The organism is Limosilactobacillus panis DSM 6035, from assembly GCF_001435935.1.
GTDB classification, from domain to species: domain Bacteria; phylum Bacillota; class Bacilli; order Lactobacillales; family Lactobacillaceae; genus Limosilactobacillus; species Limosilactobacillus panis.
The window spans coordinates 1-21,791 of record NZ_AZGM01000059.1; the positions used below are offsets into that span (position 1 = coordinate 1).

20 protein-coding genes and 1 pseudogene are annotated in these 21,791 nt (G+C 51.3%); 7 read left to right on the top strand and 14 right to left on the bottom strand.

What is annotated here, in order from left to right:
• Positions 1 to 67: 67 nt before the first annotated feature.
• A complete protein-coding gene (locus FD32_RS04160) occupies positions 68 to 1,057 on the bottom strand; it encodes a D-2-hydroxyacid dehydrogenase (RefSeq protein WP_047767764.1) in 990 nt (329 codons plus the stop codon).
• 11 nt (positions 1,058 to 1,068) lie between these two features.
• On the bottom strand, positions 1,069 to 2,220 hold the full coding sequence (locus FD32_RS04165) for an aminotransferase class I/II-fold pyridoxal phosphate-dependent enzyme (RefSeq protein ID WP_047767766.1): 1,152 nt from the start codon (positions 2,218 to 2,220) through the stop codon (positions 1,069 to 1,071).
• A gap of 173 nt (positions 2,221 to 2,393) precedes the next feature.
• Between FD32_RS04165 and FD32_RS04170 the strand changes: the two genes are divergently transcribed.
• From FD32_RS04170 to FD32_RS04185, 5 genes are all read left to right on the top strand, one after another.
• Entirely contained in the window at positions 2,394 to 3,068 is a 675-nt protein-coding gene (locus FD32_RS04170) for a response regulator transcription factor (RefSeq protein WP_047767769.1), read from the top strand.
• A gap of 58 nt (positions 3,069 to 3,126) precedes the next feature.
• Entirely contained in the window at positions 3,127 to 3,705 is a 579-nt protein-coding gene (locus FD32_RS10220) for a hypothetical protein (protein ID WP_235803757.1), read from the top strand.
• A gap of 12 nt (positions 3,706 to 3,717) precedes the next feature.
• Positions 3,718 to 4,023: an ATP-binding protein gene (locus FD32_RS10225; protein WP_268872413.1), complete on the top strand. Its 306-nt coding sequence runs from the start codon at positions 3,718 to 3,720 to the stop codon at positions 4,021 to 4,023.
• Positions 4,024 to 4,137: 114 nt separating this feature from the next.
• On the top strand, positions 4,138 to 4,893 hold the full coding sequence (locus FD32_RS04180; RefSeq protein WP_047767771.1) for an ABC transporter ATP-binding protein: 756 nt from the start codon (positions 4,138 to 4,140) through the stop codon (positions 4,891 to 4,893).
• Positions 4,894 to 4,895: 2 nt separating this feature from the next.
• Entirely contained in the window at positions 4,896 to 6,818 is a 1,923-nt protein-coding gene (locus FD32_RS04185; protein ID WP_056962117.1) for an FtsX-like permease family protein, read from the top strand.
• A 53-nt stretch (positions 6,819 to 6,871) separates the two neighbouring features.
• On the opposite strand, the gene FD32_RS04190 is transcribed toward FD32_RS04185, so the two are convergent.
• From FD32_RS04190 to FD32_RS04210, 5 genes and pseudogenes are all read right to left on the bottom strand, one after another.
• A complete protein-coding gene (locus FD32_RS04190) occupies positions 6,872 to 8,248 on the bottom strand; it encodes an NAD-dependent succinate-semialdehyde dehydrogenase (protein ID WP_047767775.1) in 1,377 nt (458 codons plus the stop codon).
• A 242-nt stretch (positions 8,249 to 8,490) separates the two neighbouring features.
• Positions 8,491 to 9,983 (bottom strand): annotated as a pseudogene (cls, locus tag FD32_RS04195) (cardiolipin synthase).
• Between the two features lie 270 nt (positions 9,984 to 10,253).
• The gene (locus tag FD32_RS04200) at positions 10,254 to 11,504 is read right to left on the bottom strand and encodes an MFS transporter (protein ID WP_047767777.1); all 1,251 of its coding nucleotides are present in this window, start codon (positions 11,502 to 11,504) and stop codon (positions 10,254 to 10,256) included.
• A gap of 380 nt (positions 11,505 to 11,884) precedes the next feature.
• Positions 11,885 to 12,763, bottom strand: a complete 879-nt coding sequence (gene scrK / locus FD32_RS04205) for a fructokinase ScrK (RefSeq protein WP_047767780.1) — start codon at positions 12,761 to 12,763, stop codon at positions 11,885 to 11,887.
• An 18-nt stretch (positions 12,764 to 12,781) separates the two neighbouring features.
• Entirely contained in the window at positions 12,782 to 14,140 is a 1,359-nt protein-coding gene (locus FD32_RS04210; protein WP_047767782.1) for a glucose-6-phosphate isomerase, read from the bottom strand.
• Between the two features lie 147 nt (positions 14,141 to 14,287).
• Here FD32_RS04210 and FD32_RS04215 point away from each other — a divergent pair, with 147 nt between their 5' ends.
• Positions 14,288 to 14,575: a SemiSWEET family transporter gene (locus FD32_RS04215; protein ID WP_047767784.1), complete on the top strand. Its 288-nt coding sequence runs from the start codon at positions 14,288 to 14,290 to the stop codon at positions 14,573 to 14,575.
• Between the two features lie 55 nt (positions 14,576 to 14,630).
• Here FD32_RS04215 and FD32_RS04220 read toward each other — a convergent pair whose 3' ends face one another.
• The 7 genes from FD32_RS04220 to FD32_RS04250 all read right to left on the bottom strand — a co-directional run bounded on the left by FD32_RS04220 (position 14,631) and on the right by FD32_RS04250 (position 21,279).
• The gene (locus FD32_RS04220) at positions 14,631 to 15,134 is read right to left on the bottom strand and encodes an O-acetyl-ADP-ribose deacetylase (RefSeq protein WP_047767786.1); all 504 of its coding nucleotides are present in this window, start codon (positions 15,132 to 15,134) and stop codon (positions 14,631 to 14,633) included.
• The gene (locus tag FD32_RS04225; protein WP_056962118.1) at positions 15,134 to 15,772 is read right to left on the bottom strand and encodes a helix-turn-helix domain-containing protein; all 639 of its coding nucleotides are present in this window, start codon (positions 15,770 to 15,772) and stop codon (positions 15,134 to 15,136) included. The genes FD32_RS04220 and FD32_RS04225 overlap by 1 nt, the downstream gene beginning before the upstream one ends.
• A 147-nt stretch (positions 15,773 to 15,919) precedes the next feature.
• A complete protein-coding gene (locus FD32_RS04230; protein WP_047767791.1) occupies positions 15,920 to 17,824 on the bottom strand; it encodes a M13 family metallopeptidase in 1,905 nt (634 codons plus the stop codon).
• 75 nt (positions 17,825 to 17,899) lie between these two features.
• Positions 17,900 to 18,196: a hypothetical protein gene (locus tag FD32_RS04235; RefSeq protein WP_047767793.1), complete on the bottom strand. Its 297-nt coding sequence runs from the start codon at positions 18,194 to 18,196 to the stop codon at positions 17,900 to 17,902.
• Positions 18,197 to 19,492, bottom strand: coding sequence for a vWA domain-containing protein (locus FD32_RS04240; protein ID WP_047767795.1), 1,296 nt, complete (start codon positions 19,490 to 19,492; stop codon positions 18,197 to 18,199).
• On the bottom strand, positions 19,492 to 20,646 hold the full coding sequence (locus tag FD32_RS04245) for an AAA family ATPase (RefSeq protein ID WP_047767797.1): 1,155 nt from the start codon (positions 20,644 to 20,646) through the stop codon (positions 19,492 to 19,494). The genes FD32_RS04240 and FD32_RS04245 overlap by 1 nt, the downstream gene beginning before the upstream one ends.
• Positions 20,647 to 21,279, bottom strand: coding sequence for a DNA-3-methyladenine glycosylase (locus FD32_RS04250; protein WP_047767799.1), 633 nt, complete (start codon positions 21,277 to 21,279; stop codon positions 20,647 to 20,649).
• A gap of 65 nt (positions 21,280 to 21,344) precedes the next feature.
• Between FD32_RS04250 and FD32_RS04255 the strand changes: the two genes are divergently transcribed.
• Positions 21,345 to 21,701, top strand: coding sequence for a DUF488 domain-containing protein (locus FD32_RS04255; RefSeq protein ID WP_047767802.1), 357 nt, complete (start codon positions 21,345 to 21,347; stop codon positions 21,699 to 21,701).
• The last annotated feature ends 90 nt before the right edge of the window (positions 21,702 to 21,791 follow it).

The window sequence follows — 21,791 nt, forward strand, 5'->3', positions numbered from 1 at the left end:
TTGTTAAATTCCGAATGGAGCTTCTGATTCAGAGGCTTTTTGTCACAACCCCTTTGTTTCTCCTAAATTACTTTCCATAAACCTCAAACTGGGGACGCTTGCCGTTGACAATCGCTACCACATCGTCCAGGCCCATGGCCACCATGTTCTTCATTGCCGTGTCGGTGTAGAAGGCGCTGTGGGGGGAAATCAGGACGTTCGGCATGGCACGCAGGGCCTTGTAGTCCTCTGGAATCTCATCCGCCGTTGCCTGTTTTTCAAAGAACTGCCCCTCGTCCGCCAGGGTATCTAGGGCGGCCCCGGCAATTTCCTTCGCCTGCAGTGCCGCAATCAGGTCGTTGGCGTTAACGATGCCACCCCGGGCCATGTTGATCAGGTAGGCAGTTGACTTCATCTTCTTAAAGGTGGCGGCGTTGAAGAGGTTCGTCGTACTGTCATTCAACGGGGTGTGGACCGTGACAATGTCGGCCGTCTTTAGGAGGGTATCCTGGTCCGTGTACTCTAAGTAAGGACTTAGCTCAACCCGGTGAATCGGGTCGGTTGCAATTACCTTGGCCCCTAGTGCAGAGTACAGTTGGGCAGTGGCCCCACCGATGTGACCGGCACCGATAATGCCTACCGTCAGGTTATAAATCTCCGTACTCTCCAGACCGGCCCAGCGGAAGTCAAGCTTGTCCATCCGCTGGTCGTAGTAACCGAGTTTTCTGACAAGGCGGAGGGCCTGGGTTAGGCCCATTTCAGCAATTGCCCGTGGCGAATAGGCAGGGACGTTAGTGACAATCAAGTCATACTTCTTCGCCAGGTCAAAGTCAATCATGTCATAGCCAACCATTCGTGCCGTCAGCTGCTTAATCCCGTATTCGTGAAGGGCCTGGTAAACCTCTGGCTCTAAGGGTTGGGTTTGCTGAAAATCGATTCCATCGAAGCCCTTGGCCCACTTTACGGTGTCCTTGTTGAGGCGCTCGTCAACGCACTTAACTTCGACCCCGTTTTCCTCTGACCACTGCTTAATATACTTCTTCTCCGGTTCCAATACCGCATACATTAAAATTTTCATCATGTACCTCCTTACCAGGTCAACTTCTGCATCTTCGCAACGGCTTCCTTTAAAACCGTTAACGGTTGGGTTGCGGCAATCCGAACAAAGCCCTCACCCGACTTACCAAATGCCAAGCCGGGCACAACCAGGATCCCCGCCTTCTTTAGCAGCTGGTCGGCAAAGTCAACGGAGTTTAGCCCTGTTGCCCGAATATCAGCGAAAACGTAGATACTTCCCTCAACGGGACTAACGTCTAACCAATCAATCTTGGGTAGCTCAGTCTGCAAGTATGTTAGCCGTTTTTGAAAGGCTTCAACAATTGGGGCGACCAGTTCGTCGTGATGCTGAAGGCCGTATAAGGCCCCTTCTTGTGACATCGTTGGGGTCGTAAAGGTCACTGCGTCATTGACATCGTTGGCCGTTGTCACTAACCAGTTTGGTCCAATCAGGTAGCCAATCCGCCAACCGGTCATGGCAAAGCTCTTTGACATCCCACTAATCGTTACCGTGTTATCAGGCGCGAACTTAGCTAGTGGCGTGAACGTCTTGCCCGGCATTACGTAGTCGGAATAGATTTCGTCACTGAAAATCAGCAGGTCGTTCTTGATTGCCAGGTCGGCAAGTGCCTGCTCCTCAGCCGCTGTCATCACATTACCGGTCGGGTTGTTCGGCGTGTTGATAATGATGGCCTTTGTCTTAGGCGTAATCTTCTTGGCGATTTCCGCAGCTTCAATCTTGTAGCCGACGGCCGCTTTACCATCGACCGTTACCGGAGTCCCATTGGCCAGCTTAACCTGGTCAATGTAAGGAGAAAAGCTCGGCTGGGGAATGATAACTTCATCACCGGGATCCAGCAGGGCTTCGAGAGCAATAAACAGGGCGTGTTCGGCCCCGACCGTCACCAGAACCTGGTTTAAATTAAACTTTAGTTGGTACTTATCTTGGTAGAAATCACAGATTGCCTGACGGAGTTCAGAAAGGCCTTCAGCGGCGGTATAGTGCGTCATCCCCGCCTTGGTCTTTTCAAAGGCCGCCTCAATAATTGGTTGGGGGGTAGTAAAATTCGGGTCGCCGACAGATAAGTCAATGACGTTATCCATCTTAGCAGCCATTGCGCAAACGTCCGCCAAGATATTTGTACTAGGCTTTTGGTATGCTTTGCTTAAAATCGAACTATCCATTATTTTTCCTCCGTTCATCATGTGATTCGTGTAACTTTGCATTAAGTATAGTCGTTTTTTATTTTTAAATCCACATATTTATGCATTATAACCGCATAAGTATTCAAAAATACCGAATTCTTATACGCGTTGCAATATGGTAAAATGCCAATAGCTGAAGGGAGGAACCTTTGATGGCCCGTATTTTTATGGTTGAAGACAACCCCGCGATGATCAAGACTGTCCAAGAAGAACTTAGGAAGTGGCAGTACGACGTCCAAACCGTCACCGACTGGGGAAACGTCGCTGGCGAGGTCACGGCAGCCCACCCGGCCCTGGTTCTTTTTGATATCACCCTGCCCACCTTCGACGGCTTTTACTGGATGCAGGAGGTCCGTAAACATACCCGGGTCCCCATTATCGTTATTTCCGCTGCAGACATTGACAGTAATGTCATGCACGCCATTGCCGCGGGCGCAGACGACTACATTATGAAGCCCTTCTCAATGACCGTCCTGCTTGCCAAGATTCAGGCCCTGTTGCGGCGGACTCAGCAGAGCAGTGACCAAATGGTCTGGGCAAATAACCACTTCAACGCCCTTACCAACCAGCTTAACAACGACCAGGGGCAGGCCCAGTTAACCCCCACGGAAGGTGCCCTTCTCCAGGTACTCATCCACCACCACAACCAGACCGTTACCAAGGACCAGCTTCTGGAATGGCTTTGGCAAAGCGGTAAGTACCTTAACGATAATACGTTAAACGTCAATATCAGCCGCCTACGGAGTAAATTGGCGCCCCTCGGCCTCGACCAGGCCCTCCGGACAGAGCGAGGAGTTGGCTATCGGCTGGTGATCAGTAATAAATAAAAAAAGCTTTGCCCGCCTGTGGCTCCACTCCCAACTCCCCCTCTTGTGGGCGTACCTATTGTTAACTGCTCTCTTGGCCCTCCTGTGTTACCTGTACCAACTGCCTACCATTATCATTGGCGACTTCATCCAGTTTAGCCTTCCGGTCCTGATCATCTGGTTGATTATCGCCGTGATACGGGCCCATCACCGGCAGCAACGCGTCGGCAGACAGGAACTAGTCTCACCAGCTAATCCGCTAAAACAAGCCCTCGTGCGTGCCCTAACTAATGAACAGGAACACCACCGTAAGCTCGTTCAACACCTCCGGCACAAGCAACAGGAACAATTGGACCAACTGGACCTCTTCTCCCATGAGATTAAGAATTCCCTGGCTCTGTTGCAGGCGGCAGCCGAAAGTCAGCCAGCCGTTTCAAGTACCCAGGTCAAGACGAATGTCCACCAGGCTGATTATTACCTTAACATCCTCAGCGGTGAGCGACTGGCAATGGATAAGTCGGACCTCGACCTTAAATGGTTAAATCTTAGTAAGACGGTCAACGAAGTGATTCGGCAAAACGGGCAGCTGTTTATCGCCAAGCAGCTCATTCCTAAGATCAGTATCTCCCCAGTCCAAGTCATGACCGACCAGAAGTAGCTCCACTTTTGTATCAATCAGCTACTGACCAACGCCATTAAGTATGCAACCCCGGCAACCACCATCAAAATCACCTGGCAAGACGGCACCCTCGTAATCACGAACACTGGCCCCGCCATCCCCAGTGCAGACCTACCACGGATCTTTGACAACGGCTTTACTGGTCATAACGGCCACCATATGGCCAGATCCACCGGGATGGGGCTCTACTTTGTTAAACAGGTGACGGAACGATTAAACCTCCAGGTACGGGTATTTTCACCGGGACCCTATCAGACTGTCGCCCAGCTTACCTTTCCCCATAAACTAGTCCATTAGAATCAATTCTTACAAAACTGTAAGGTTCTGCACACTCCTGTAAGTAGGAAGCTGGGCAGGACCTTTTTATAATTAAAGTATCAAGAATTCAAATACAGGAAAGGGATGTTTAACATGGTCCTCTTAAAACTTGACCACGTCCAAAAAATTTTTGAAGCTAATTCCAGTCACCCGGTAGCGGCCTTAAAAGACGTCAGCTTTACCGTTCAAGATGGAGAATTCGTTGCCATCATGGGCGAATCTGGCGCCGGAAAAAGTACCCTACTGAACATTATTGCCACTCTAGATAACGCTACCAACGGAAGTGCGGCACTTAACGGCCAGGATCTTAGTGCCCTGAGTAAGGACGAAGCCGCCCGCTATCGGCGCCAGCACCTCGGTTTCGTCTTCCAGCACTTTAACCTGTTGGACAGCCTGAGCAACCGTGATAACGTCTACCTCCCCCTGGTTTTAGCTAGGGTCGCGCCCGATGAAATGGACCGGCGAATCAAGCCACTAGTTAGTCGCCTGCGGATTGCGAAAATCATTGACCGCTACCCCAGCGAGGTGTCTGGGGGCCAACAGCAACGAATTGCTATTGCTCGGGCATTGATCACCCAACCCGACGTCCTCCTCGCCGACGAACCAACCGGGGCCCTCGATTCAAACACCAGCCAGGAAATCTTGGACCTCTTCGATGACGTTAACGCCAACGGCCAAACCATCATCATGGTCACCCACAGTGCCGCCGCGGCAAGTCACGCCAAGCGGACCCTCTTCATTAAGGATGGCCGCATTTTCCACGAACTCTTTCGCGGCGACCTATCGATGAAGGACTACCAAGTACAAATTAGTAACACAATGATGACCCTCACGAATGGTGGTGAGTGATAATGCTGTTTATTCGCTTAATTAACTCCAGTTTCAAACGCAACCTGCGGACGTACAGCCCCTACCTACTGGCGACCTGCATGTTGGTCGCTATCAACTACATTTTTACCGCAATCGCTGCTAACCATAGCCTGAAAGCGCTCAGCACGGGAAAGGTAACCACCGCCATGATGAAACCAGGGGCCGCCTTTATCCTGATGGTGACGGCTGCCTTTCTCCTTTACGTCAACCACTTCCTGTGGCAGCAACGGAGCCGGGAGATCGGCCTGTACAGCATGCTGGGGATGACTAGTAGGAACCTCGACCTGCTTACTGTTTTGGAAAAGGCCTACCTGCTGTTCTTCAGCCTTGTCGGCGGCTTGATCGGTGGGATTATCTTTGAAAAGCTGGCCTTTCTCGGCCTGGGACGGCTCTTGCAAGTTCAACACCTCCGGCAGTCATGGATCAGCAGTGGGGCCCTTTTGCAGACCGTCATGATCTTTGTTGCCTTCTTTGTTGTCTTGATGCTTGTTGACCTCCTGAAGATTCACCACCTCAAGCCCACGGACCTGTGGAACAGCGCGACTGCCACCCATAAGCACCACGGACCGTTGTTCACGATTGCGGGCCTGATCGGTCTGGTTACCCTGGCCGGGGCCTACTACATCACCCTCACCACCAAGCCAAAGATTACCGCCATTAACCACTTCTTTCTTGCGGTTATCCTGGTCGTTATTGGGACCTACCTCATTTTCATTGCGGGAAGCGTAATCCTCCTGAACTGGCTGAAGAAACGGCGGAATTTCTATTACCAGCCCCGGCACTTTATCGCCGTCTCGGGAATGCGGCAACGGATGGAACAAAACGGTGCTGCCCTGGCCACTATCTGCCTGCTGTGCAGCTCTGTCCTCGTCATCCTGTTCACCGCCGTAACCCTTTACTGTGGGATCAGTAGTACCGCCCGTTCGTACACCCCTAAAGACATCACCATCGTCAATAACCAGCCACTTACGAAGCACCAGGGACAGGTCCTTAAGGACACGGCCCGCCAGCACCACGCGACCGTCACGGACCTCACCCATTACGAAGCAACGGCTCCCCAGGTCGGCTACTGGCGTGGGCACTCCTTCGTTAACCAAGGGACCATCGACAACATGACAACGGCCACGTCGAACTCCATGATCTTCGTCACTGCTAAAACCTACCAACGGCTGACCCACCACCACACGGTGCTTAAGGGGAACCAGGCCCTAATATATGCACCGGGTAAAAAGCATACAGGCAGGCTGGTAGTCGGCGGGAAGAGCTATCGGGTAACGGCATTGAAGAAGCTTAATTTTGCCTTTAACCCTGACCATGCCATCTTTTCACCAATCTTCATGGTCGTGAACAAGCTTCCTAAGGGGATGCCGACAATGACCGTTACCACCCTGAACTACCACTTAAACGGTAACGCCAAGAAACGGATTGCCTTTGAAACCGCCCTGCAGCAAAAGCTCCACTTATCAAGCCTCCAGTTTTCGGGGTACGCCACCATCTTTTCGCTCCTCAACGGTCTTTATGGCGGCCTCGTCTTTATCGGGATCCTAATCAGTATTGCGCTGGGAATCACCACCACAATTGTTATCTACTTCAAGCAGATTTCCGAAGGGTACGCGGACAAGCAGCGGTTTACCACGATGCAGGAAGTTGGATTAAGTGAACGCGAAACCACTAAGAGCATTCACAGTCAGGTCCTGATGGTGTTCATGTTGCCAATCATTGGGGCCATCATTAACTTTGCTTTCGCCTTCCCCGCCATTAAGCAGATCATGACCCAATTAAACTTCTACAGCCTCACATTGATGGTCGCCATCGCGGTAATCATTACGGTTGCCCTCTTACTCCTCTACTTAGTAATATACGGATTAACTACCCGTACCTATCATCAAATTATTGATAAGTAACACAAAAGGACTGGGAAATTCCCCGTCCTTTTGTGTTACTTATTTCAAGTTAATTATTCTTCTGGTTCATATACCAGGTGGTCGTTAATGAAGGACTTGAAGCCCTGTTCGGCTAACTCGCGGCCATAGCCAGAGTGCTTAACACCACCAAATGGCAGTTCTGGAAGTGATGCCCACCCAGCGTTGATCCAGGTCATCCCCGTATCGATCTGGGCTGCGACCTTCCGTGCCTCAGAAACATTCTTACCAAAGACCGTGTTTCCTAAGCCGTAACTTGAGTCATTGGCAAGGTCGATTGCCTCGGCAACGTCATGATACTTGTAGACAGACATTACCGGACCAAACATCTCTTGGTCAAAGATTGGGTTGTCACGACGAATGTCAGTCAAAATTGTTGGCATGAAGAACTGGCCATCAAGGTTGTCAACGGGTTGGTTCCCATAAACTACCTTCGCCCCGTTTTCGACGGCTAAGGCAACCTGCTTTTCAAGCTTTTCCTTTGCTTTCTTAGAATTCATTGGGGCCAGGGTCGTGCTTGGGTCCATTGGGTTCCCCATCTTAACGCTGCTAAAGATTTCCTTAGCGCACTTCAGGAATTCATCGTAAAGGTTATCCGGGACGATAAAGCGCTTGGAAGAGGTACATACCTGGCCAGCGTTGTAGAGACGGGCAGCAGGAATAATTGCCGCCAACTTATCAATGTCCGCATCCGGAAGGACGATAAAGGCATCGTTACCCCCCAGTTCCATCGTACTCTTCTTGAGGTTCTTAGCGGCTTCCGTTGCGACCGCCTGGCCACCACGTTCAGAACCCGTCAGGCAGACACCTTGAACCCGCTTATCAGCAATGATTGCCCCGACCTGGTCGTAATCAACAAAGAGGTTGGTCAAGCTACCGACCGGCGCACCGGCTTCCTTAACAAGGTCCGCAAATGCTTGGGCTGATGTTGGACAGTTGGAGGCATCCTTTAAGATCATCGGGTTCCCGGCTAAAAAGTTCGGGATAAAGACCCGGGCGATTTGGTAAAACGGGAAGTTCCACGGCTCAACCGCCATCAAAACGCCGGTTGCCTGGTGCAGGACATAGGCATTACCCGAGTCGGTATAGATTGGCATCGGCGCCAGAAACTGGTCCGCCTTTTGGACATAGTAGTCACAGAAGGATGCACACAGCTCAACTTCACCTTCCGCTTCACCAATCAGCTTCCCCATATCACGGGTAATTAGTTCACCCATCGCGTGTTTCTTGTCGCGAAGGAGTTCACCCAAACGGGTAATGATCTGCTTCCGTTTAGCTAGTTCGCTACCATCACGCCACTTGAGGTAGAGGGCATGAGCTGCGGCCAACGTTTTTTCAACTTCTTCATTCGTTGCTTGCGGATATTCATGTTCAACTTCATTGGTATAAGGGTTAACTGTTCGATAAGCCATTTTATATATCCACCTTTCTTTGCTTTCTGTACTTTGCATCCCCACGCTTCACATTATAAACGTTTTCTAGAATTTCACAATCATTTTACTCGATAGCTCATAAACACATATGCTGTAGCTGATTAACAGAACTGTGATCTTTGTGAAAAGATATTTTAGTTATTCATTAGATTCACAAGCTCACCTAAAATTAGAAAACAAAAAGGAAGTGCGGGGCGCTAACTCCTCACTTCCTTCTTAATTTATAGTACTGGTGATAGCAAGCGGGAGAAGTATTGCTTGAACTTACGCCAGTTTGACTGCCGGGCAAAGTATTCCGGCGTTAATTCGGTGCAATCTTGAATGTCATCTTCAAATACTTTCTTCAACTGAGCCGTCAGCCCCTCATTGTAGCAGAAGGCGTTTGCTTCCCAGTTCAGCTGGTAGCTGCGGTAATCCTGGTTGGCAGACCCAACCGATGCCAGGTTATTGCCGCTGACCATCGTCTTGGCGTGGAGAAAGCCCTTGTCATACTTATAAACCCTCACCCCATTGTTAACCAGGTACTTGGCATAGTATTCCGTTGCCCGGTAGACAAACGGGTGGTCCGGCATGCAGGGGATCATTACCCGCACGTCGACCCCGCCCCGGGCAGCAATCACCAGTGATTCCAAGATGGGTTCACCGGGGATCAGGTAGGGCGTCTGAATGTAAACATACTTATGCGCCGATGAAATGATCGACTCATAGGCCCGGCGGATCGCCAGGTCATCATTATCCGGCCCGGAAGACACAACCTGCATGGCCACCTCTTTGTTCGGGTCTTTAGGCGGCTGCACCGCAAAATTGTCCAGGAGCTGACCCAGGCTGACCCTTGTTTTACCGGTTTCCGGCAGGTGGTGTTCCAGTCGGTGGCAAAGCGCCCTGCCATGGCCAGGGCGGCCTGTCCGGCAACCCGGAGGTGGGTATCCCGCCAGTAGCCAAACTTGGCCACCTTGCTGACGTATTGGTCGCCAATGTTGAAGCCGCCGATATAGCCGACTTGGCCGTCGATTACCACCAGCTTGCGGTGAAGGTGATAATTCAGCCGGGGCGTGGTAAACCGCTTATCTGACCGTGAGTTGAACGGCTGGGCCTCACCACCCAGCTCTTCCAAGTGGGCAAAGAAGCGGTAGGTGGTCCCGCGCGACCCGCTGAGGTCGTATAGAACCTTCACGTGCACGCCGCGGCCAGCCGCCCGTTCCAGGGCAGCCAATACCCGGCTGCCGAGTTCATCCGCGTAGAAAGTGTAGAATTCTACGTAAATATGGCCCTGTGCCTGGTCAAAATCCTTGATCAGCTGGGTGAAGAACTGGTCGCCGTCGGTAAATAACCGGACCCGGTTGTTAAAGGTTACCAAAGAATTGTCCAGGTTCGCCGCCAAGGTGGCCAGCTGCCGGGCCCGGACCAGCTTGCCGTGTTGGAGCAAGAGCTGGTGTTTTTTCAGCAGAGCCTTCTGACGCTGCAAAAAGCGTTCCCGGAAAGCTTTCTCTTCAGCCCGAATGTTGAAAATATCTTCGCTGGACAGTTTCCGGCCAACAAACAGGTACAAGATAAAGCCGACCACCGGCAGAACTGACAAGACTAATAGCCAGGCCCAGGTGGAAGCAATGTCCCGGCGGGTCCGGAAAACGGTCCAGATGGCAAAGGCAATGTTGATTGCCCACAACACTTCAATAATTCGGCGGATCAGGTCCCAATCCCAAACAATATTCATGTTTTTTCCCACTTTCTAAGTTGATTTATTTAAATATTATAGCATTCTTCCTTGGACGTTTGTGAATTGGTCAGAGAGTATCGCCAATACCAATCGATTCTCCTATTGACACGTAGCAAAAAGGTCTCCAGTGTTCGGCTCTTCCCGAACGCTGGAGACCAGCGCTGTTAATTTTTTTGCTATCTAGAGTTGCCGCGGCTGCCTAACACAACACAGCCGCTAATTGAGGGCCTAGCCTATCTCTTAGCTGAGACGCGACTGGCAACAACTTTACCAGTGCCCTCGCTGTCCATATGCAATATGCAATTGGTACAGGTGTTTGCCGAAGAAAATCAAGCCGGCAATCACCAGCATCATTACCCCGTAAATCCGGAACGGTGCTGCCAGTCCAAAGCCGCTCAGCTCTTGACCGAGAATTCGGTTGAACCAGGCATCAGCGGTTGGGGAGAAGAACGCCCCAAAGTTGAAGCCGATCAGGATAAACGAAGTAATCTTTGTTTGCAGACGCATCGGTGCCATAAATGGCAAAATGTTGAAAATCAACGGGGTCAAAACCTGCATTGGGAAACCAACCAGCAGGATCCCGGCCGCAATCACGGCAAAGTTGCTACCGCCAAAGCCAAACAGGAAGTTGGCGATTGCCAGCAGAACCAAGCCGATGTAAATCGTCCCAAGATAGCCGAAATGCTTTTGCAAGGTCCCGTAGCTAGCACCACCCAGCGTTGCGCCAATTAGCATTAGCGAAAGGTAAGTCCCCGTTCCCGTAAACTTGGCACCATTGATTGCCACAGCCAAGCCTGGGAAGCGGTCTTCCATACCGATGAAGTCCATCTTGATCAGCAATACAAACAACAGGATAGCGATAATCAACGGACTGATTTTGGTTACTGGCTGGTTAGTCATTGGGGAAATTGTTTCCTGGCTACTCTGCTGGTCATCCTTGTCGCTGGCAGTGCTGTGCGTATCATTTGGGACCCGCCATGCGAAGAATGCCATCACCGCAAACGCCAAACCATATACTAAGAAGGCGGCGTGCCAGCCGGCATAAATCAAAAGCAGGCTAGAGATCGTCAGCGTGCAGGCATTGCCAATCTGCTCAAAGGCGGAACGCCAGCCTTGCATGCTAGTTCGTTCGTGTCCCTCATACCAAACGGAAATCAATGAGATCGCCTGTGAATTATAAAGACCATAACCAGCACCCAGTGCGAGCCGGGAAGCTAGAATAACCCAGTAATTGTTGACAAACGCCGGTACCAAACCAGCAATGCCGACCAAGGTAATCCCCGCCATAATAATGTGCTTGTCAGAAATGTGGAACCAATCCTGAAGCAGTGGCGAAAGAACAACGAAAAACATTACCGCAAATGACGGGGTCGTTACTAAGTATTCGACCTGGGGCTGCGTGACATTCAGTGCTGCCTTAATCTGTGGTAGTGCGCTTTGAATTGCGTAGGCGCTCGTCACCATGAATGATGCGGACAAGAACGCAAGTTTAGTTGCCAAAGTTTGACTCTTTTCCATAAGTAGTCCTCCAAACTTGCTATTACGGTTATTTAACCTGTTTATTTCTCTTTACGGTTATATGATAACCGGTAGACATATAGTTGTAAAGCGCTTACATTTAGCGAAATTATTCACGCTAGCAACCATTTCGGCTGTCCATCCGCCCAATTAGTAGTCCTTTGCTTTGAAAGCGGTTATATTATACCACTATCTTAGTTTACTGGTGACATCTCAATTACTGCATTGTCAAATATAGGTAGACCAATCACAGTGCGAGGATTATTTTATTCCGTTAAACTAAATCCAGGAGCACTCGTGAAATTTTTAATTTTACCCGCAACAAAAAAAGAAACTAAAAAAGTTTTTCAACCCTCTAGTTTCCCGGAAAATTTCTGTGATTATTCGGTTGCTGCCTTCAATGCCAAGGCAAAGTCGCCAATTGTCGCCGACCCATTGTGCTTAGCCAGCGGCATGCTAATATAATCATCCACGTTACCGACGTCCACGTAGCCGTTCAGTAGTTTCGTGAATTCGCGCCGTACCTTCTTAAGGAACGGTTCACTGACGACCCCGCCGCCAAAGATCAGCTTGCCTGGCCGAAACATCAAAGTCGCGTCGAGAGCCGCTTGGGCAACATAGTAAGCCATAATATCCCAAACATGGTCGGTCAAAGGAACATCCTGTCCCTTCTTGCCAGTTCGTGCTTCAAAGGTTGGCCCGCTAACCAGGCCCTCAAGGCAATCACCATGATAAGGACAGATGCCCTTAAAGTCGAGGTCGTCAGGGTGCCGCTTCAAGCGAATGTGACCCATCTCGGGGTGGCCGAGTTCACCGACGAAGTTGCCGTCAATCACAGCCCCGGCCCCACAGCCTGTGCCCACAGTATAGTAAACCAAAGAATTGATCCGTTTATTAAACAGTGTCGCCAGCACATATTCACCATAAGCAGACCCGTTGACGTCGGTCGTCCAGTAAATTGGGATGTCAAAGTGTTTCTTAAACGGGCCGACAAAGTCAGTATCCTTCCAGTGCTTCTTGGGAGTGTTGGTGATATAGCCGTACTTAGGCGAACTCTTCCGAATCTCGATCGGGCCGAATGAAGCAATCCCGATTGCGGAAAGATCGTCCTTATACTGGTCAAACCAATCAATGCATTTTTGAATTGTTTCTGCGGGGGTCGTGGTTGGGATATGAATTGAGTTTTGGATTTGGTAATTAATGTTGCCGACCGCGCACACAAACTTGGTCCCGCCGGCTTCGATACTGCCTAATAACATTCTGTGTTCCTCCTTGGTTTACTTATTCTTGTCCATCTCTGCCCGGAGCTTCTTGCCCACTTCTTCGTAGCCTGGCTTACCCAGCAGGCCAAACATGTTGGTCTTGTAGGCTTCAACCCCTGGCTGGTTGAACGGGTTGATGCCGTTCAAGTAGCCGGAGATCCCCATTGCGACTTCAAAGAAGTAGATCAAGTAGCCCAGGCTGTACTCGTTTTCTTCCGGAATGTGGACCGTCATGACCGGGACACCACCGGCAGTGTGGGCTGCCACTACCGCCTGGTAGGCCTTCGTGTTGGCAAAGTCCATCGTCTTGCCCTCCAGGTACTTGAGCCCGTCTAAGTTGTCGTCTTCCTGTGGGATTTCAACGTCATGGTTGGGCTGGTCCAGCTTGACGACGGTCTCCATCAAGAACCGCCGCCCTTCCTGGATGTATTGACCCAGGGAGTGCAGGTCGGTCGTGAAGTTGGCACTGGATGGGTAAATCCCCTTCTGGTCCTTACCTTCAGACTCCCCGGCCAGCTGCTTCCACCATTCGGCAAACATCCGCATGTTCGGCTCGTAGTTTTCCAGCAGTTCCGTTTCGTAACCCTTGCGGTACAAGATGTTCCGGTAGGCCGCGTATTGGTAAGCTTCGTTCTTACTCAAGTCCGGGTCCACGTAGTCTTTTTCGGCTTGAGCGGCCCCTTCCATCAGCTTGTCAATATCGGCACCGGATGCAGCGATTGGCAGAAGACCCACTGGGCAAAGGACGGAATAACGACCACCGACCCCGTCTGGAATGACGAATGATTCGTAGCCGTTGGCGTCAGCCTCGGTCTTCAAAGCCCCCTTAGCCTTATCAGTCGTGGCGTAGATCCGCTTGTTGGCTTCTTTTTGGCCGTACTTTTCAATCAGCTTCTTCTTGAAGATCCGGAAGGCAATCGATGGTTCCGTCGTCGTCCCGGACTTGGAAACGACGTTGACGGAGAAGTCCTTGTCGCCAATCAGCTGGAGAAGGTCATGAACGTAAGTTGAGCTTAAGGAGTTACCACCAAAGATTACTAGTGGGTACTTGCGGTCCTTGGCGCTTTGGGCCTGGTAGAAGGTGTTGTGCAAGAAGTCGATAGCCATTTGGGCACCGAGGTAGGAACCCCCAATCCCGATAACAACCAGGATGTCGGAGTCGGATTGAATCTTCTTGGCTGCGGCCTTGATCCGGGCGAACTCGTCCTTGTCGTATTCGCTTGGCAAATGGAGCCAGTCACGGAAGTCTGCCCCGGCGCCGGTCCCGTTACGGAGCTCGTCGTTAGCGGCGTTAACCATTGCCTGCATTTCACCTAATTCGTTGTCGTGAACAAATTGTTTTAAGCCTTGTGTATCAAATGAAAGATGTGCCATGTTTGCTCTCTTCTTTCCTTTACTTAAAAAATCTAATTCCAGAATTGAATACTTTTGTTAACGATTTCTATGTTAGCGCTTGCTATTTGATGTGTCAACCGGTTGACATCATCTTTTTCTCGCGATACTTGAGAGGACTTTTTTATTATGAATAGCCAAAAACCAACTGTTAAGCAGCGGGTACGGAAGTTCACCGGGAACTTCGCTACCATTGCCTGCTTAGTAATGTACTTTTCTTACATTGAACAAATTATCGCCAACTTTACCGGTCACCCGGTATCTCCTGTGCAACCATTCTTTGCCTCCATTAACGCCCTGCTTTGGGTTATCTATGGTTGGGTAAAGCCGGACAAGAAGGATTGGCCGGTAATCATCGCTAACTTCCCCGGAATTATCTTCGTTTTAGTTACTGCTGTTACCTCATTTGTTCACTAATGTGAATATATTAATGGGGACGCGAGCTCATGAAAGTTCGCGTCCCCATTTTTTATTATTTCAGTGCTGCCCGATAGGCCCGGGCCGTGGTGGGGTCAAAACAGACCATCGTCACCTCATTGACTTGCTGGGCAGTTTGTAAAAATTCCCGGATTGTCTGGATGGCAATTTTAGCCGCCCGGGCAAGGGGGAAGGAGTAGACACCCGTACTGATTGACGGGAAAGCCACGGTGCGGCAGCCAGTTTGGTCGGCTTGCTCCAGGCTATTGCGGTAGGAGTTCGCCAGCAGCTGGTCTTCACCATGCTGGCCACCATGCCAAACCGGTCCTGGTGTGTGAATGATATACTTAGCCGGCAAGTTGAAGCCACTGGTGATGCGGGCCTCGCCGGTTGGGCAGCCACCGAACTTTTCGCAGGCAGCATAGAGAGCTGGACCAGCCGCCCGATGAATGGCACCATCAACACCGCCGCCGCCCATTAACGTGGTGTTGGCGGCGTTGACGATGGCGTCCGCCTTAACCTTCGTAATGTCACCTTCGACAACCTTAATCTTTACCATTAATGATCCCTTCGTTTCCTAAATTGCTGGTACAACCAGATTGTTTCGACAATTGAGAGGGCTGATAGTCCAATGACAAAGCCATGACCAAGCCCCACCCCAAATTGATAAGCACTCTTGGGAAGGGCCACCGTGTCCAGCTTAGTCAAAAGAGCCAGCACAACGATAAAAGTCATTACTGCCCCTATCTTGATGGAGCGACTTAATTTCTTCCACTCAACCTTACTCAACAAGAAATAGATATTAACTGACATCAAGCCAACTAAAGCGCCAGCAAGCATCCGCCACCCTGGTTGCAGCTGGTTAAGCCAGTCAGTGCCGACTAACGAGCGGCAGAGAAAGTAGAGGCTTGCAACAACATTAATTATATACGAAATAGTAAATGTGCGGTCATACTTAGCATTGGTAACGTGCTCCTGCTTGTAACTATCAATCATTTCGTGATTCTCCCGTAATAAGTCATCCAAACTAACGTGATTGAGGTCACTGAGCTGGACCAGCATGAAAATATCGGGATAGGAGCGCCCGTTTCCCCAACTTGAAATGGTCTTACGGGAAACACCAAGTTTTTCCGCCACTACCTGTTGGGTCCAATCGTTCTGTTGGCGATAATGTTTAATCTTCACGGCAAATTCCATCTCTTACCTCCTCAAGTCAAATTGATTTCCCGGGAAATAATTCTTGCCTATTACAATACCGGGAACGAGCGGAATTGTCACGCTATACTTTTTAGACGACATAAAAACACCGGATGCTCGTAACCTGAGCCCCGGTGTTTCTTAGTATTACCAAATGTTGACTCGGTCTTCCGGTGCCTTATACATCTTGTCACCTGGTTGAATATCAAAGGCAGTGTAGAAGTCAGCCTGGTTTTGGGCTTGAACATTAGCCCGCAATTTTTGCGGGGCGTGGACATCAATTGAGAGGAGCAGCTGTTCATACTGCTGAGTGGCCTTCATCCGCCAAATCGTAGCCCAATTAATGAAAAATTCCTTGGCGTTAAAGTCATCTTCCTGCTTAGCAGCTTCGAGTGCACAGGAGAGGCCACCACCATCAGCAATGTTTTCCGAAACGGTTAATTTCCCGTTGACCTGCTGGCCGGCAATCGGCAGGCCATCAAACTCGTCGATCATCTTCTGGGCCAGCTTCTTGAAGTGGGCCGAATCCTCTGGGGTCCACCAGTTATTAAGGTTTCCATATTCATCGAAAAGGGCCCCATTATTGTCAAAGGCGTGAGAAATTTCGTGAGCAATAACGGCCCCGATACCGCCGTAATTTTGACTGCTCGTCTGCTTGAGTGAGTAGAACGGTGCTTGCAGGATGGCAGCTGGGAAAACAATGATGTTTTTAAACGGGTGGTAGTAGGCATTAACCGTAGCGGCACTCATTTCCCACCGCATCCGGTCAACTGGTTTGTTCCAGCGGGCAAACATTTCCTTACTAGCAACCACGGCCAGTTGGTTGAGGTTGGCAATCAAGGATTCCTGTTCATCAACCTTCAGCTTATCATACAGGGCCGGAATCTTGTCTGGGTAGCCAACCTGGATTCCCAACTTATCGAGTTTCAAGATGGCCTTTTCCCGGGTCGCCTTACTTAACCAGGTATTATTTGCCAGCCGCCCCTTGTAAACCTTGACCATCTGTTCAACCATGTGGTGGACGTCGGCCTTGGCCTGTGGTCCAAAGTACTTCTTCCCGTAGTAGTCGCCCGCAACCTGACTAAAGATGTCCCGGGCAAGGTAGTAAGCAAACTTCTCCTGGCTGACCGGCTTCTTACTACCGGAAAGGGCCCGGCTATAACGACCATTAATTTCCCGCATCTCATCGTCCAGGTAACTGGCGTTGGCCCGGACAACGTTAATCAGTGCCCAACTCTTGAAGAGGTCAAAGTGGTCCTTCAGGATTCCATCGAGGGCCTTGAAGTAAGCCGGTTCCATAACAATCACCTTGTCAGGGGTCGCCTTAACCAGCTGCTTGATTACGGCCGCGATGTCGAGTTGGTCCGTCGACCCTGCCAGTTCGGCAAGGCTCTGGGGGTTGTACATCTTACTGTAGTCAGCGGCCTCCTCGGCACTCTTGACGTGTGGTGCCAGTAACGCATCAAATACCTTGGCGTTCGCAATGTGTTGATCGGCGGTCTTGTCGTCGTAACCGACCTTCGTCAACAGTTCCTTGACCATCCCCGACCAAAGCTGCAGGAGTTGGTCATGCTGCTCCTTCTTTTCCTCCGCGTAGTAGCTCTTATCCGGCAGAATTAGCGAAGGTGCGCCGGCGAACAGGGCGTATACCGTTGCGTTCTTCATGTCCGCGTCGATGTCAAAGGCGACTGGTGATGGCATCCCCATCAAGATCCAGTTCCGCCACTGGGTCTGGTAATCATCGTAAGAGTTCAGACCTTCGACACTGTAAAGCATCCGTTTTAACGGCTTAGGACCCACCTTTTTCCGTAGCTTAAACTTCTTCGCTACCCGGTAAAGCTTGATCATCTCGTTGAACCGGGCGTCATCCGACTTCTCCTTACCGTCTGCATAGGCCGCAAAGTCCGCCATCATCTGCTTGTCAATGCCGTCTACCAGGTCGTTAAAACCACCAGTTGCCGGCTTATCGTCAGGGATCTTGGCATCCTTGATCCAATCACCGTTAACGGCCTCATACAGGTCATCCTTGATTAGTTCCTTATTAATTGCCACCTTGGCTTCTCCTCCTTCAAAGGGATTTACGCTTCTTATTATACTATTTTTGTAACCGCGGCCAAATCCTAATGCTCAATCCGTGAACGGGGTCAGCAGGGCCTGTCGACTCCCTGCCGAAAACCATTGGGGGTGGCGGACAAGCAACTGGTTAGCCGACTGGTAGTCACTCAGGTCAACTTTGCCGGGAACCAGTCCCGACCGCTGGAGTCGTCGGGCAAAGGTAATGTCCCGCGCTTCCAACACATCTCGGTAAATTGGTTGGTCATCTGGGTCCCAATTCTCGTTGAGGAGGCCCACTGCCCGCTGATAATCCTGGTCATGAATAAGCACGGCCTTCATTAACGCTGGTTTTAAGAGTTGCTTTGCCATTTATCTTCCTCCTGTCCTTAGTTCGAAAACCCGGTTCACTGGGGCGGCGACCGATAATTGGTCACGCTTGGTGGTTAAAAGCCAGTCAACGTTACGGTAGTGGTGGTCACGGAGGGTTTGTTCACCCCAACCGTCGGTAATGACCACTACCACCGCTCGCTTGGAAACGTGCTGGGCCCGTAAAAAGTCAAAAATACTCTGGAAGCTGGTGCCCCCACCACCATTTCGTTCCCGTTTCAGGTGAGTACCCGCCCGTAAGCGCTGGCCAGCAGGGTGGACCTTGGCGTCAAAGGTATATACCGTTGCCTGCAGCTGGTAGTGACGGGCCATCTGGTCAACCGCATCCAGGGCACTGGCTAATTCCTTGGTGGGCACAGACCCTGAATTATCAATGAAGATGTAGATGTCCGGTACTAAGCGACTCACCTGCCCGGGCAAGTCCATCCGGAGGGGCTGGCGACGATTAAAGCGGGCTGATGATGCCCGTTTGCCCGCCGCAATGTTGCCCAGCTGTTGGCGAAGGATTGTCTGCCAAAGGGGCGTTGCGGCTTTTACCGGCGCGGCTTCCACAGCCTGGCGGACACTCCCCGGAAGTAACCCCCGGTCACGTTGGGGCGTCTGGGCCCACGCCTGCTTAACGAGCTGGCGGAGCTTGGTCAGCCGCACGCTTTGCCGGCTGCCAGCGACGTTAGCGGTCCGTCCCCATCCCGCATGGGTATCCGTACCCGGCTGCTTTTTACCGGGCGCAGACTGTTTCCCCGTTTGGTCACCAGTTAATTTAATGCCGGCCGCTTGTAGGCGTTCCTGCTCCGGGGGTGTTAATTTCTGCAAAATCACCAGGTAGTCGTGCGAATCCTGCTTAGGCGGGAGGCGCCGCCGTAAGACCCGCTCTAGTTGGGCGAGAGTGGCCGTGTTTTGCGGAGTCGCCGGCAGGTACTGGTTGACAGCGACATCGGTGGCCACCTTAGCCAAGTCCGGATACGGATAATTCGCGTAACGGGCCGGGTGCTGCCAAACCACGTGGAGGGCTTCATGCTCCAACAGTAGTTCTGCATCATCATCCCGCATTTCGGCAAGGCGGGCGGGGTTAAGGCGGAGGATGAGTTGATCGCCATCCCAGGCCAACCCGGCGGTCCCCTCTTCAGTTGACGTTAGTTTACGGGGAATTTGGAGCAGGACCTCACCCAAGAAGCGGTGATGGTGGAGGGCCTGTGCTACCAAGTGGTTTAACCGGTCTGCTTGGTTGGGGCTTTTCTCTGTTGTGCGCTTCTTAAATATTTTATGCCACCAGGCCATTAGTGCCGGTCCTCCCGGGTCGCGATTTGCGCGAGCCGCTGGTAGAGGGCGGCAACCTGGCCGGTCAGTTGTTGCTTGGCAACCTGGTACATTTTTTCCAGGAGGCGGTCACCCTTTTCCCCCACGGAATGGGTAATGGCGACCTGACCATCGGGGCTAACCTTCGCTAGTAAGTTGTTAAATTGTGCCGCCCCCGTTTCGGTGGCCAACGACAATGCATCTTTTTTCAACCAGTCACGAAGGAGGTTGAGCTTGGTGGCCTCATCAGCTTGGGCAAACTTTGCCGCCCCCGCTGATGAAGCCCGCAGTTTTTCAAGGGTGAGTTCGTTCCCCTGGGCCAGGACAAACTCAGCAAAGGAGGTGCCGACTTCCACCCCAAGGTCCCCACTAAAAAGGTCGGCTGCCAGTTCCTGCTGACTGCTGGAAGGGAGCTTTTGGAGCTGGTCGAGGTTCCTTGCTACCCGTTCCCAGGCCCGCGGTGTTGGCTGCAGGTTCTCACTTTCCGGGTCAATGATACTGAGCCGGGTTGGGTAGGCGCGAAGGTAGTTTATCACTAGCTGGTTAAGTCCCCGCTGCCGGGCCCATTTTAGCCATTCGTCAGTCGACGTTGTCATGACCAGGCGGACGGTCCGGTCCCTGATTGCGGCATCCCCTACGGCAACATCGTATTCCCGGTCACTAAAGCCCGCCATGCTACTATCCGGATTTTCGGCAATCACGATGTGAACCTGGTCAGGCAAACGGAGGGCGTTAATCTGTCGCTGAAGGACCAGGTTCATGAGTTCACTCTGGACGGCCTGACTCCCCCGGTTAAATTCATCGAGGAACCAGATGATTGGCTGGTCAGGCTTTGCTTCAGCATGCTTAATGATTTGGACGAGGGTCGCTGAATAACCAAATTGGACATTGGCGAGCCGCCCATAGTTGGCGGTTTCCACAAATGAGTCGCTAGTGAGTGGGGGTACTGGAATTGCGAGATCCCCCTTCTCACTCAGGCTAACCACCGTTGTAAAGAGGGCCGCGCCCATCTTTTGAGCAACCTCATTTACAAGGGCGGACTTGCCAATTCCCGCGTCCCCGACAATGTTCGGAACGTTTCCCGCCCGTATTACCAGCGGAACGACCGTCAGTAATTGTTGGTATGTTAGTGCCATCTAATCCCTCCAACCGTGCTTTTCAAGGTCCATTTCACGCTTTCGCAGTCCCGAAACGTATGGGTTACCCGCAACGTAAAAGCGCCAAGGCTTTTTACCGTCTTTGCCCGCCAGGTTAACCCCGACTCTGGGGCCAGCAGTTATTTCCCGGGGAATTTTAAAATGGTTGAGGTCCACCGACAGTCGGTTACCTTCCATCGGCTGCCCATCAAGTTGTCGTGAGTGGATTCCCAGGGCCTGCACCAGCTTGGCGGGACCATTACTAATGTTGAAGCCGGTCATTCCCCGGTGCTTTACCATCAACCCCTGGCCCTGAGCGGGTTCCATCCCCCGCAACAAAACACCCTGGGGTTCCTCTGCATCTTGAACCACGATGTCGAAGCAGTAGTGGGCCCGAATCTGGTAGAGGTAAATATTACCGGGCTGCCCATAGAGTGACTCTGAATAGGATGTCCGCCGGCCGTTAAAGGCGTGGGAGGCGGAGTCATTTTCGCCCAGGTAGGCTTCGCACTCGACAATATAGCCAGCCGTTACCCCGTCTGGTCCCTGGTAACGCACCAGTTTTCCCAAGAGGTCACGGGCAATTGCGGTCGTTGGCCGGCCAGTAAAAAAATTTTGATACGCAGACAGCAAAATTGAATTCCTCCTCATTTGGACTATCCTAAAGGTACCACATAATCAAAGGGGATTAGCAAATTATGATCAAAGTCGAACGAATCTACCATAAACCAGCAGACATGGACGGGTGCCGGATCCTGGTTGACCGGCTCTGGCCCCGTGGCATGTCAAAGGTAAATGCCCACCTGGATTATTGGCTTAAGGAAGTGGGCCCCAGTAATGACCTCCGGAAGTGGTTCGGCCACGACCCCGCCAAGTATGATGAATTCAAGGACCGCTACCTTGCCGAGTTAAAGGACAACGTGGCCTACGATATTCTGAAAGAGGTTATCACTGCCCACGCCGATAAGAATATCATCCTCCTATTTGGCGCCAAGGACGAGGCCCACAACCAAGCGGTTATTCTGAAGGGGCAGTTAGAAAAGGATCTTCAGTAACTCCAAACCATAAATTATTACCCGGGAAATATTGTAACTGAAACTTGAAAGCTAATAATCACGCCAAAGGCGTGTGGTTATTGGCTTTTT